The sequence below is a fragment of the Pseudomonas entomophila genome, from assembly GCF_013523125.1.
In the GTDB taxonomy this organism is placed as follows: domain Bacteria; phylum Pseudomonadota; class Gammaproteobacteria; order Pseudomonadales; family Pseudomonadaceae; genus Aquipseudomonas; species Aquipseudomonas entomophila_B.
The window spans coordinates 165,370-177,754 of record NZ_JAAMQJ010000002.1; the positions used below are offsets into that span (position 1 = coordinate 165,370).

Consider the following 12,385-nt stretch of genomic DNA (forward strand, 5'->3'; position numbering starts at 1 on the left):
AGCGCCGTCATCGTTCGTGCACGTAACGGTCAAACGGTGACCGCACCCTGAGACTCCCGCACTCGATCAGGGAGACAGGCCGATGAACCGTGACGTCGATGGCGCATTCAAGCCCACTGCCAGAGCACGCAAGCAGCAGGAACAGGACCAGCGGCGCATGGCGTACCGCCGGGCGATCGAAAGCTATTGTGAGCAGCGCCAGTTGTTGCAGGCGATCGCCGACTACCCGGACGCCTGCGAGATCAACCTGTGGCAGGTCACGGCCGTACCGCTCCCGAAAAGCGCTGCGCGATCGCATTGATGCACGTGCGTTCGCCGCGAACGAACGCCTGGAAGGCCAGGGCCACGGGTGATTGCCGCTTGGCCTTGGAGTGCACCAGGCACCAGCTGCGCTGCAGCGGAAGCTCTTCGATCGGCAGCTCGCGCAGCACACCGGTGGCCAGCTCCAGATGGACGGCATGACGGGTGAGCAACGCCACGCCCAGGCCCGCGATAGCGCATTCGCGTTGGGCATCGGCAGAGGCGACTTCCAGGGTCTGGCCGAAATGCACGCGTTTTTCCTTGAAGTACTCTTCGAAGGCCTGGCGCGTTCCCGAGCCTTGTTCACGCAGGAGCAAGGTGTGTGCCTCCAGGTCCTGCAAACGGAGGCGATCCTGCTGGCTCAAGGGATGCTCGGGAGGCGCCACGGCCACCAGCGGATTGTTCAGGAAGGGCAGGAAGTCGAGGTCCAGGTCCTGCGGCACCATGGACATGATCACCAGATCGTCGCGGTTGTCCGACAGCCGACGAATCACCTGGGCACGGTTGACCACGGTCAGCGTCAGGTTCACGTCGGGATGGCGTTGTCGGAACGCCGCGAACAAATGCGGCACGAAGTACTTGGCGCTCGACTCGACCGCCAGCTTCAGTTGCCCCTGCAGTGACCCCTGCATGTCGGACAGTTGCATGTCCAGGTTCTCGAGGCGACCGAAGATGTCCCGACTGGCCCGTTGCAAGGCTTCGGCGGCATCGGTCAGGTAGAGCTTCTTGCCCACGTACTCGAACAGAGGCTGTCCGACCAGCTCTTCCAGCTGCCGGATCTGCAGGCTGACCGCCGGTTGCGTCAACGACATTTCCACTGCCGCACGGCTGTAGGAACGCAGGTCACAGACCTCGTTGAAAATTTGCAGCTGCCGCAATGTCATGCGCATCAATGACTTACGCACCGTTTACTCGCTCCGGTCAGATCTGGGCCCTTCAGTATAAGTTTCTACTTATGCTGCACCTAACAAATATTGATTTTTGTTTATTCATCAGCACGGCTAGGGTGAGGCAGCGACTGATCGACAGCATTGGGTCACGCAAGGACCGGCACGGCCGGGTCGTTTGTTTCATCGGCTTTGGGAAGACTCTAGTGATAAAAAAAATCCTGATCGCCAACCGGGGTGAAATTGCAGTTCGGATCGTGCGCGCCTGCGCCGAAATGGGGATCCGTTCGGTGGCCATCTATTCCGATGCCGATCGCCATGCGCTGCACGTCAAGCGTGCGGACGAGGCCTACAGCATCGGTGCCGAGCCCCTGGCCGGCTACCTGAACCCGCGCAAGCTGGTGAACCTGGCGGTCGAAACCGGCTGCGACGCGCTTCATCCAGGCTACGGGTTCCTGTCCGAGAACGCCGAGCTGGCGGAGATCTGTGCCGAGCGAGGGGTCAAGTTCATCGGCCCGGCAGCGGAGGTGATTCGCCGCATGGGCGACAAGACCGAGGCACGCCGCGCCATGATCCAGGCCGGTGTCCCCGTGACGCCAGGCACCGAAGGCAACGTTGCCGACATCCAGGAGGCGCTCGCCGAGGGCGAACGCATCGGCTACCCGGTGATGCTCAAGGCTACCTCCGGTGGTGGTGGTCGCGGCATTCGCCGCTGCAACAGCCGCGAAGAGCTGGAACAGGCCTTTCCGCGGGTCATCTCCGAGGCCACCAAGGCCTTCGGCTCGGCCGAGGTGTTCCTGGAAAAGTGCATCGTCAACCCCAAGCACATCGAGGCGCAGATTCTCGGCGACAGCCAGGGCAACGTGGTGCACCTGTTCGAGCGCGACTGCTCGATCCAGCGCCGCAACCAGAAGCTCATCGAAATCGCGCCGAGCCCCCAGCTCACCCCCGAGCAGCGTGCCTACATCGGCGACCTGGCGGTGCGTGCGGCCAAGGCAGTGAATTACGAGAACGCCGGTACCGTGGAGTTCCTGCTCGCCGAGGGCGAGGTGTACTTCATGGAAATGAACACCCGGGTGCAGGTCGAGCACACCATCACCGAGGAAATCACCGGGATCGACATCGTGCGTGAGCAGATCCGGATCGCCTCGGGCCTGCCCCTGTCGGTCAAGCAGCACGATATCCAGCACCGCGGTTATGCCCTGCAGTTTCGCATCAACGCCGAAGACCCGAAGAACAACTTCCTGCCCAGCTTCGGCAAGATCACCCGTTATTACGCGCCGGGCGGCCCCGGTGTGCGCACCGACACGGCGATCTACACCGGCTACACCATCCCGCCGTTCTACGACTCCATGTGCCTGAAGCTGGTGGTCTGGGCGCTGACCTGGGAAGAGGCGATGGACCGAGGGCTGCGTGCACTGGACGACATGCGGGTGCAAGGGGTCAAGACGACTGCGGCCTACTACCAGGAAATCCTGCGCAACCCGGAATTTCGAAGCGGTGAATTCAACACCAGCTTCGTCGAGTGCCATCCGGAACTGACCCACTATTCGACCAAGCGCAAGCCCGAAGAACTGGCCCTGGCCATCGCTGCCGCCATCGCCGCCCACGCCGGCCTATGAACGTCGAACGGCAAGCCTCTGGCCGCATGCTGCAAGTAAAAGCCGATCCGCGCTCACTTGCTGCTTGCCGCTAAAAGCGTGCCGCTCAAAGGAGATAAGAATGTCCAAGAAAATCCACGTCACCGATACCATCCTGCGCGATGCCCACCAGTCCCTGCTCGCCACGCGCATGCGCACCGAGGACATGCTGCCGATCTGCGAAAAGCTCGACAAGGTCGGCTATTGGTCGCTGGAAGTCTGGGGCGGCGCGACCTTCGACGCTTGCGTACGCTTCCTCAAGGAAGACCCGTGGGAGCGCCTGCGCAAGCTGCGCGCCGCCTTGCCCAACACCCGTCTGCAGATGCTCCTGCGCGGGCAGAACCTGCTCGGCTACCGGCACTACAGCGACGACGTGGTCAAGGCGTTCGTGGCCAAGGCCGCGGTCAACGGCATCGACGTCTTCCGCATCTTCGACGCGATGAACGACGTGCGTAACCTGCGCGTGGCGATCGAGGCAGTGAAGGCGTCCGGCAAGCATGCCCAGGGCACCATCGCCTATACCACCAGCCCGGTGCACACCATCGAGGCCTTCGTCACCCAGGCCAAGCAGATGGAAGCCATGGGCTGCGACTCCATCGCCATCAAGGACATGGCCGGCCTGTTGACCCCCTATGCGACGGGCGAGCTGGTCAAGGCCCTGAAGGCCGAACAGTCGCTGCCGGTGTTCATCCATTCCCACGACACCGCCGGCCTGGCTGCCATGTGCCAGCTCAAGGCCGTGGAAAATGGCGCCGACCACATCGACACCGCGATCTCCAGCTTCGCCTGGGGCACCAGCCATCCCGGTACCGAATCGATGGTCGCGGCCCTCAAGGGCAGCGAGTTCGACACCGGCCTGGACCTGGAGCTGCTCCAGGAGATCGGCCTGTACTTCTATGCGGTGCGCAAGAAGTACCACCAGTTCGAGAGCGAATTCACCGCGGTCGACACGCGCGTGCAGGTCAACCAGGTGCCTGGCGGCATGATTTCCAACCTGGCCAACCAGCTCAAGGAACAGGGCGCGCTCAATCGCATGAACGAAGTGCTGGCCGAGATCCCGCGCGTGCGCGAAGACCTGGGCTTCCCGCCGCTGGTCACGCCCACCTCGCAGATCGTCGGCACCCAGGCCTTCTTCAACGTGCTGGCGGGCGAGCGTTACAAGACCATCACCAACGAGGTCAAACTCTACCTGCAAGGCGGCTACGGCAAGGCGCCCGGCACCATCAACGAAACGCTGCGCCGCCAGGCGATCGGCAGCGAAGAGCTGATCGACGTGCGTCCGGCCGATCTGCTCAAGCCTGAGATGACCAAGCTGCGCAACGACATCGGCGCGCTGGCGCGTTGCGAAGAGGATGTCCTGACCTTCGCCATGTTCCCCGACATCGGCCGCAAGTTCCTCGAGGAGCGCGAGGCCGGTACCCTGGTGCCGGAGGCGTTGTTGCCGATTCCCGAAGCCGGTGCAGTGGCGGCACCGAGCGGCGAGGGCGTTCCGACCGAATTCGTCATCGACGTGCACGGCGAGACGTACCGGGTCGACATCACCGGCGTGGGCGTCAAGGCCGAAGGCAAGCGCCACTTCTACCTGACCATCGACGGCATGCCGGAAGAAGTGGTGTTCGAGCCGCTCAACGAGTTCGTCGGCGGCGGTGGCAGCAAGCGCAAGCAGGCCAGCGGGCCAGGCCATGTCAGCACCACCATGCCGGGCAACATCGTCGATGTGCTGGTCAAGGAGGGGGATGCGGTCAAGGCCGGTCAGGCCGTCTTGATCACCGAGGCCATGAAGATGGAGACCGAGGTGCAGGCGACCATCGCCGGCAAGGTCACGGCGATCCACGTGGCCAAGGGCGACCGGGTCACGCCGGGCGAAATCCTGATCGAGATCGAAGGCTGATCGAGCACTGACACCTCCCGTGCACCCCTAGGGCCGCCTTGCGGCCCACCGCGGCCGGTCCGGCGCTCCGGCAGGGGCCGCTCACACCCACTGCAGTGGTACAGGCAATCGCGGCCTATGGGGGAGCGGCCCCCGTGCCGCGATGGGGCGCGAAGCGGCCCTAAGATCGATCAGCAATAGAGCCTTGGCTCCTGCCAGCTATCGCCATGTTTTCTGCGCGACAGCGCGGCGCTTGGCGGACTCCTACTGCGCATCCCCTGCCAACCGCTGCGCCCGACAGTCTTCGAGACAACGGCGCTGCCCGCTCGATGACTGGTTCTCATCGCTCAACCATGCCTCGAACGCCCGTGCCAGGGACGGCCACTCCGTATCGATGATCGAATACCAGGCCGTATCACGGTTCTGGCCCTTCACCACCATGTGCTGCCTGAACACGCCTTCGAAGGTGAAGCCGAACCGCTGCGCGGCGCGCCGGGACCGGTCGTTCGCGGCGTTGCACTTCCATTCCAGCCGCCGGTTGCCCATCGCGAAGGCTTGCCGGGCCAGCAGGTACACTGCCTCGGTACCTTTGGGCGTACGCTGCATGGCGGCACCGAACGCGACGTGGCCGATCTCGATCCGGCCTTGCTCCGGGACGATGGACATCAGGCTCAGCTGACCTTGCACCTGGCCGGTACTGCGCTCGATTACCGCGTAGAACAGTGGGTCGTGGCTCGCGGCGTTGCCGCGCAGCCAATGCTCGAAGAGGTCCCTGTCCGCGAACGGGCCATAGGGCAGGTAGGCCCACAAGGCAGGGTCCGACGCAGGCCCTTGCAGTGCAGACCACAGGCCATCGCCGTGACGCGCTGCATCCAGAGGCTCCAGGCGAACGAAGCGACCGTCCAGCGGTTCGGCCGGTGGACAGGTGGCGGGGTGCCAATCCAGCGAAGGGGTCATGCTCATCTCCAAGGTTCACAGCCTCTGACGGAACTGAATGAAGCCGGATTGCTCGGCCACCCGCTGGTACAGCGCGATGGCCGTGGTGTTGGTCTCGTGCGTGAGCCAGTGCACCTTGGCGCAGCCGGCGGCGCGCGCCGCGTCCCCGACCTGTGCGATCAGGCGACGGCCGATGCCCAGGCCACGCTGCGTGCGTGTCACGTACAAATCTTGAAGGTAGCAGGCATTGTCGAGGCTCCAGTTGGAACGGTGGTAAATCCACTGGACCAGGCCGACGGCCTCCCCGTCGAGCCAGGCCAAGGCTGCATGGGTCGGCTCGGCCGGGTCGAGGAAGCGCTGCCAGGTGACCGCGCTGACGTCATCGGTCAGTGCTGTCTCGTAGAAGGCCAGATAAGCGGTCCACAAAGGGAGCCAGGCGGCGTGGTCGGCTTCGGTTACCGGGCGCAGGATCAGGTCGGTCATGTCGGCTCCTTCAAGGTTGGCGCATCAGCGCAGCGAGTGAGTGGTCCTGCGGATCAAGGCTGGCCGCCAGGCTGGCGCGAACGCCTTCGATATCGGCTGGCGAGCGGTTCTGGCTCAGTTTGCGTGCCCCCTGCAGGCGGCGTATCGAAAAGCGAAACCCGACGATCGCGCGCAGCATGCCGGCGAGGTAATCCTCGGGTGCGTCGCTGACTTTCCAGGGGCTGGCTTTGTCCTGTTCGTGCAGCTCGGTGAGGCGGGTGACGATCGCCAACAGGCTCGGTGCATCTTGAACGACTTCGACCGTCCCGTAGGCGTGAACCGCCAGGTAGTTCCATGTTGGTACCGTGCGCGGATCTTGGGCCTTGCTCGGATAGTACGTGGGGCTGACGTAGGCGTCGGCCCCCGCGAAGATGAGGAGGGCTTCGCCACCTTGGGCCAGGTCCTGCCATTGGCGATTGGCGCGTGCGAGGTGACCGTAGACCGCGCCCCGCTCACCCTCGTCGACATCGACGACCACCGGCAAATGGGTCGCCAGCAAGCCCTGCTCGCCGTGTGTGACCAGAAGGGCCAATCGAGTCTCACGCATGAGGCCGTGAAGGCGGTCGACGTCGTGGTCCTGGTGGGGGCGAGCGGTATACATGGCGGCACTCCTTGCGGGAAAGCCATCATCCTAGGCAGGCTATTGGTGCTGCGTAAGAGCCATTGAGCGTTCACTTGAAGGATCCAATTCGTGCCTGCACCGTCCGTTTCTCTTCCGTTCGACCCGGCTGGCATCGTGTTCGAAAGCCGCCATGCGCTGGGACGACAGCTGTACCAGGCGTTACGCCAACGCATCCTGAACGGACGCCTGGGTACAGGCACACGCCTGCCAGCTTCGCGCGCCCTGGCTGACGTGCTCGGCGTGTCACGCAACACCGTGATCCGCGCGTACGATCAGCTGTATGCCGAAGGCTTCATCATCAGCCGGGTCGGAGACGGCACTTACGTCAATGAGCTGTGTCCGTTGTCCACAGGTTCATCCACAGAGTTTTCCCCTGGGATATCAACAGCCTTATCCACAAATTCAGCCATGAGGGCTGTTCATGCATCCAGTCAACCCGGTCTCACGGACGCGCTGGAACACCTGTCATCGCATGCGCTGACCCTGCCGCCTGGTACGTCACCCAGGGCCTTTCGCGTGGGTGTACCGGCCTTCGACCTGTTCCCTTTCAAGGTATGGAGTGCCTTGCAGGCAGGCTTCTGGCGCCGTCCTGATCCAGCACTGCTCGGCTACGGCGACCCGGCAGGCGACCCGGGGTTGCGAGACCTGATCGCAGCCTACCTGCGCGGGTCAAGAGGCCTCAATTGCACGGCTGATCAAATCCTGATCACCCAGGGTGCGCAGGAGGCCATCAACCTTTGTGCACAATTACTCCTTCCTCATCGAGGATGTGTGGCTGTGGAAAACCCAGGCTACCGCGCCGCAGGACAGGCATTCGCGGCCAATGGGGCTCACGTGGTGGGCGTGCCTGTGGATAACGAAGGGCTGTGCGTGGAGCGTCTGCCGATGTGGGAGCACTGTCGCGCCGTCTATATCACGCCTGCACATCAGTACCCTACGGGCGTGACCATGAGCCTGTCCCGGCGTCTGGCGTTGCTGGACTGGGCCGAGCGAACCGGTGGGTGGGTGATCGAAGACGATTACGATGGCGAATACCGTTACAGCGGTGCGCCTCTGGCCCCCCTGGCAGCCTTGGATCGCCAGCAGCGCGTCGTCTACATCGGTACGTTCGGCAAGATCGCCTTCCCGGCCCTGCGATTGGGCTACCTGGTGCTGCCGCCTCGGCTGGTCGCACCGTTCGTCCAGCGTCGCGCGCTGGCGGTCCGTCATTCGGAGATCGGCACGCAGCAGGTGATGGCGCGGTTCATCGCCGACGGGCACTTCCAGCGCCATATTCGCCGCATGCGCCGTGCCGCGCTGTCTCGGCGTGACGTGCTGAAGGCTGGCTGGCCAACCGACATCCCGGGGCTCGCCGCCATGCCGGCCGTGGTGGCAGGTCTGCACGTGAAGGTCGATGTCGAAAGCCTGGCGCTCGAGCAGGCCTTGGTCGAGTCGGCACGCACGGCCGGGGTCGAGATCAATCCATTGAGCGGCTACTGGACCGGTCCGGTGGAGACCGCCGAGGACCGGCCGACCGGATTGGTCCTGGGGTTCGCCGCCGTGCCGGAGCCGGCCATCGCCGATGCGACGATGCGACTGCGCAAGGCCTGGCGCGCCTGGCGCGCACCCGGACCGCAGACCTAAAAAAAGGGCCCGGAGCGCTAGGCTCGGGCCCTCAAAGGTTGAGAGGTGTCTAGTCCCTCGACCTGGTGAGCGGTACTGCGTCGGTTACGCCTTCAGTGGAACCAGACGGGGTGCGATCATGTTTTCCGGACGCAGGATGTCGTCGAGCATCGCGTCGTCCAGCAGGCCTTCCTCGCGAACCAGTTCCAGCACGCCGCGCCCGGTTTCCAGGGCGACACGGGCGATACGGGTGGAGTTCTCGTAGCCGATATAGGGGTTCAGGGCGGTGACCAGGCCGATCGAGTGCTCGACCAGTTCACGGCAGCGCTGCTCGTTGGCGGTGATGCCGACCACGCAGTGCTCGCGCAGCATGTCCATGGCGCGTTGCAGCAGGCGGATCGAGTCGAAGATCTTGTAGGCGATCAGCGGCTCCATGACGTTGAGCTGCAGCTGGCCACCTTCGGCGGCGACGGTCAGCGCCAGGTCGTTGCCCATGATGGCGAAGGCCACCTGGTTGACGGCTTCGGGGATCACCGGGTTGACCTTGCCAGGCATGATCGAGCTGCCGGGTTGACGCGCTGGCAGGTTGATCTCGTTGATGCCGGTCCGTGGGCCGCTGGAGAGCAGGCGCAGGTCGTTGCAGATCTTCGACAGCTTGACTGCGGTACGCTTGAGCATGCCGGAGAACAGCACGAAGGCGCCCATGTCGGAGGTCGCTTCGATCAGGTCGGCCGCCGGCACCAGCGGCTGGCCGCTGATCAGCGCCAGGCGCTGCACGGCCAGGGCCTGGTAGCCCGGGTCGGCGTTGATGCCGGTGCCGATGGCGGTACCGCCCAGGTTGACTTCGGTCAGCAGCTCCGGTGCCAGGCTGCGCAGACGGTTGAGGTCTTCGGTCAGCGTGGTGGCGAAGGCGCGGAATTCCTGGCCGAGGGTCATCGGCACGGCATCCTGCAACTGGGTACGGCCCATCTTCAGTACGTGGTCGAATTCTTGGCCCTTGGCAGCGAAGGCCTGGATCAGGCTGTCGAGGCTGGCCAGCAGGGTGTCATGACCCAGCAGCAGGCCCAGGCGAATGGCGGTCGGGTAGGCGTCGTTGGTCGACTGCGCCATGTTCACGTCGTTGTTCGGGTGCAGGTACTGGTATTCGCCTTTCTGGCGACCCATGACCTCCAGCGCGATGTTGGCGATGACCTCGTTGGCGTTCATGTTGGTCGAGGTACCGGCGCCGCCCTGGATCATGTCGACCACGAACTGCTCGTGGTAGTCGCCACGGATCAGCCGTGCGCAAGCTTCGCTGATGGCGGCGTGCTTGGCATCGCTCAGGTGGCCCAGCTCACGGTTCGCATCGGCTGCAGCCTGCTTGACCATCGCCAGGCCCACGACCAGCTTCGGGTAGTGCGACAGGGGAACGCCGGACAGGTGGAAGTTGTTGGTGGCGCGAAGCGTCTGGATGCCGTAGTACGCATCGGCAGGGACTTCGAGGGTACCAAGCAGGTCTTTTTCGACACGGAACGATGCAGCGGAGGACATGATAGAGATCATCTCGAGTTTGGCCCGGCACACGCCGGAATGCAGGCAATGCTAGGGATTCGTAGGTTTGCCGGCCAATGCTGTTGCACGCTAACCTATGCACAAACGGCATAACGATCGATGTGACGCCGATGTGTGTTCGAGCGTGTTCCATATCGGTGCAGACGGAGCGTGGTGAATGAACCTGGAAAGCAAGTGGCTTGAGGACTTCAGTGCCTTGGCGGCGACGCGAAGCTTTTCGCAAGCGGCGGAAAAGCGCTTTGTCACCCAGCCGGCGTTCAGCCGACGCATCCGCAGCCTCGAGGCTGCCTTGGGGCTGACGCTGGTCAATCGCTCCAGGACGCCCATCGAGCTGACCGAGGCCGGCCAGCTGTTTCTGGTGACGGCACGCACGGTGGTCGACCAGTTGAGCGAAGTCGTCCGCCATCTTCATCACCTTGAGGGCGGGCAGGGTGAAGTGGTGCAGATTGCGGCGGCGCACTCGCTGGCCCTGGGGTTTTTCCCCCGTTGGGTGGCGCAATTGCGCAACGAGGGACTGAACATCGCCACACGCCTGGTGGCCACGAACGTCGGCGAGGCCGTGCATGCGCTGCGCGAAGGCGGTTGTGACCTGATGCTGGCGTTCTACGACCCCGACGCCGCGCTGCAGATGGATGCCGAGATATTCCCCTCGCTGCACATGGGGACGACCGAGATGCTGCCTGTCTGCGCCGTCAATGCCGAAGGCCGGCCACTGTTCGATCTGGAAGGCGACAGCAGCGTCCCGTTGCTTGCCTACAGTGCCGGCGCCTTTCTCGGACGCTCGGTGAGCCTGTTGCTGCGCCAACGCAAGTTGCGCTACACCACCGTCTACGAGACAGCGATGGCCGACAGCCTCAAGAGCATGGCGCTGGAAGGGCTGGGCATCGCCTGGGTGCCGCGTCTGTCGGTGCGCGCCGAGCTCGAGCGCGGCGAGTTGGCCATCTGCGGCACGGCACATTGGCACGTGCCGCTGGAAATTCGCCTGTACCGCTGTGCGCTGGTGCGCAAGGCCAATGTCCGCCTGCTCTGGCGCAAGCTGGAATCGTCCAGCGCGCAAGCGGAAGGCTCAACGCTCTGAATTCGCCTTCAGGTAATCGACGATATTGGCCCGGTTGGCGTCGCTGTAGCGGTAGCAGTGGGAGCGTACCGGTGAGCGCGGATGCGTATAGGTCTCGCACATCCAGCCATTGAATCTGACCTCGGCATCCTCGTGGGTGGCTGAAAGCAGGTGTCCGATCTCATGCGCTGGGGCGGCATAGGTGTCGAGCGAAGCGATCGCGGTCGTGCCTTTAAAAGCTGCGAGGCCGGCGTTGTAATTCAGACCAGAGCGGTCATACACGCCGCGTGTCAGCAGCAGGTGCTTGCGCATGAACGAGAAGGGCTGGGCTTCGGGCACGTAGCGGATTTGCTCGGTAAACCGCTGGAGTATTTCCGTTGAAGGCAGTGGGGCATAGTCGATATCGGTGATGCCCGGCACATTGCGCCGGAAAACCAAATCGACCGGATGTTCGGTAAACCAGCGCATTTCATCCAGCCAGTGCTTGAAGTAGTCGGCGCGCACGGTCGCCTCGTCGAGGCCGGCCAGTTCGTCATGCAGGTAGACCGTGACGACCAGCGCGCGTGCCGCGACCGCTGATGGCAGGTACAAGGAACAGAGCAGGGCGAGCAGCAAAGCAATGGGGGCAAAGGGGCGCATGGCGTGTCCTCGTGCAGGAAGGGGGGACGTCGACGGTAGAAAAGCCGTCGCTGCACTGGCATCGGGAAAACGTTCGGCCGCGGCCACATTGCCCTGTGAGCGCAGCGTTGACCGACGGGGGTGGGCGGGCCCTTGGGCGTTACGCTATACTCCCGCGCCTTCGACTCACCGGTCGATTCAGAATCCGTATGACGAGCCACGCCGGTCACCGCGCGTGGCTCGTTGCTTTTGGCGCGCCGCAGGGCGCTTGCAGGAGAGGCACGACGATGAGTGCACTGGTTGGCGTGATCATGGGCTCCAAGTCCGATTGGTCCACCCTTAGCCACACCGCCGATATGCTGGAACGGCTCGGCATCCCCTACGAGGTGAAGGTGGTCTCCGCCCATCGCACCCCGGACCTGTTGTTCCAGTATGCCGAGGAGGCCGACGGCCGCGGCATCGAGGTGATCATCGCCGGTGCTGGCGGTGCGGCCCACCTGCCCGGCATGTGCGCTGCCAAGACCCACCTGCCGGTGCTGGGCGTGCCGGTGCAATCGTCCATGCTGTCGGGCGTCGACTCGCTGCTGTCGATCGTGCAGATGCCCGCCGGCGTGCCGGTCGCCACCCTGGCCATCGGCAAGGCCGGTGCCGTCAATGCCGCGTTGCTGTCGGCGAGCATCCTGGGCGCCCGCTACCCCGAGTATCACGCAGCGCTCAAGCAGTTCCGCAGCGAGCAGACCGAAACCGTCCTGGACAATCCGGACCCGCGTCAGGCCTGAG

Annotated in this window: 12 protein-coding genes; 6 read left to right on the plus strand and 6 right to left on the minus strand. The window is 64.0% G+C overall.

What is annotated here, in order from left to right; all coding sequences use genetic code 11:
* Positions 1-82 precede the first annotated feature (82 nt).
* Positions 83-301 carry a PA3496 family putative envelope integrity protein gene (locus G7007_RS02095; protein WP_181098795.1) on the plus strand — a complete coding sequence of 73 codons (219 nt, stop codon included), beginning with the start codon at positions 83-85 and terminating at the stop codon, positions 299-301.
* Here G7007_RS02095 and G7007_RS02100 read toward each other — a convergent pair.
* A complete protein-coding gene (locus tag G7007_RS02100) occupies positions 258-1,205 on the minus strand; it encodes a LysR family transcriptional regulator (protein ID WP_181098796.1) in 948 nt (315 codons plus the stop codon). The two genes, G7007_RS02095 and G7007_RS02100, sit on opposite strands and share 44 nt — an antisense overlap.
* A gap of 188 nt (positions 1,206-1,393) precedes the next feature.
* Here G7007_RS02100 and G7007_RS02105 point away from each other — a divergent pair, with 188 nt between their 5' ends.
* Both G7007_RS02105 and oadA read left to right on the plus strand, forming a co-directional pair.
* Positions 1,394-2,809 (plus strand): acetyl-CoA carboxylase biotin carboxylase subunit, encoded by a 1,416-nt coding sequence (locus tag G7007_RS02105; RefSeq protein WP_181098797.1) that lies wholly within the window; start codon positions 1,394-1,396, stop codon positions 2,807-2,809.
* Between the two features lie 100 nt (positions 2,810-2,909).
* Positions 2,910-4,718, plus strand: a complete 1,809-nt coding sequence (gene oadA / locus G7007_RS02110) for a sodium-extruding oxaloacetate decarboxylase subunit alpha (protein WP_181098798.1) — start codon at positions 2,910-2,912, stop codon at positions 4,716-4,718.
* A 243-nt stretch (positions 4,719-4,961) separates the two neighbouring features.
* On the opposite strand, the gene G7007_RS02115 is transcribed toward oadA, so the two are convergent.
* Genes G7007_RS02115 through G7007_RS02125 form a run of 3 tightly spaced genes read right to left on the minus strand, consistent with a single transcriptional unit; the run spans position 4,962 to position 6,756 of the window.
* The gene (locus G7007_RS02115) at positions 4,962-5,654 is read right to left on the minus strand and encodes a GNAT family N-acetyltransferase (protein WP_181098799.1); all 693 of its coding nucleotides are present in this window, start codon (positions 5,652-5,654) and stop codon (positions 4,962-4,964) included.
* A 15-nt stretch (positions 5,655-5,669) separates the two neighbouring features.
* Complete coding sequence (locus G7007_RS02120; RefSeq protein ID WP_181098800.1) at positions 5,670-6,116, minus strand: GNAT family N-acetyltransferase; 447 nt, start codon at positions 6,114-6,116, stop codon at positions 5,670-5,672.
* A 10-nt stretch (positions 6,117-6,126) separates the two neighbouring features.
* Positions 6,127-6,756 (minus strand): FMN-binding negative transcriptional regulator, encoded by a 630-nt coding sequence (locus tag G7007_RS02125; protein ID WP_181098801.1) that lies wholly within the window; start codon positions 6,754-6,756, stop codon positions 6,127-6,129.
* A gap of 90 nt (positions 6,757-6,846) precedes the next feature.
* On the opposite strand from G7007_RS02125, the gene pdxR reads away from it, so the two are divergent.
* Complete coding sequence (gene pdxR / locus G7007_RS02130; RefSeq protein WP_181098802.1) at positions 6,847-8,400, plus strand: MocR-like pyridoxine biosynthesis transcription factor PdxR; 1,554 nt, start codon at positions 6,847-6,849, stop codon at positions 8,398-8,400.
* A gap of 84 nt (positions 8,401-8,484) precedes the next feature.
* On the opposite strand, the gene aspA is transcribed toward pdxR, so the two are convergent.
* Entirely contained in the window at positions 8,485-9,909 is a 1,425-nt protein-coding gene (gene aspA / locus G7007_RS02135) for an aspartate ammonia-lyase (protein ID WP_181098803.1), read from the minus strand.
* A 178-nt stretch (positions 9,910-10,087) separates the two neighbouring features.
* Here aspA and G7007_RS02140 point away from each other — a divergent pair, with 178 nt between their 5' ends.
* On the plus strand, positions 10,088-11,008 hold the full coding sequence (locus G7007_RS02140; protein WP_181098804.1) for a LysR substrate-binding domain-containing protein: 921 nt from the start codon (positions 10,088-10,090) through the stop codon (positions 11,006-11,008).
* Here G7007_RS02140 and G7007_RS02145 read toward each other — a convergent pair.
* Positions 10,997-11,626 carry a hypothetical protein gene (locus tag G7007_RS02145; protein WP_181098805.1) on the minus strand — a complete coding sequence of 210 codons (630 nt, stop codon included), beginning with the start codon at positions 11,624-11,626 and terminating at the stop codon, positions 10,997-10,999. The two genes, G7007_RS02140 and G7007_RS02145, sit on opposite strands and share 12 nt — an antisense overlap.
* A gap of 266 nt (positions 11,627-11,892) precedes the next feature.
* Between G7007_RS02145 and purE the strand changes: the two genes are divergently transcribed.
* Positions 11,893-12,384, plus strand: coding sequence for a 5-(carboxyamino)imidazole ribonucleotide mutase (gene purE, locus G7007_RS02150; protein WP_181098806.1), 492 nt, complete (start codon positions 11,893-11,895; stop codon positions 12,382-12,384).
* The last annotated feature ends 1 nt before the right edge of the window (position 12,385 follow it).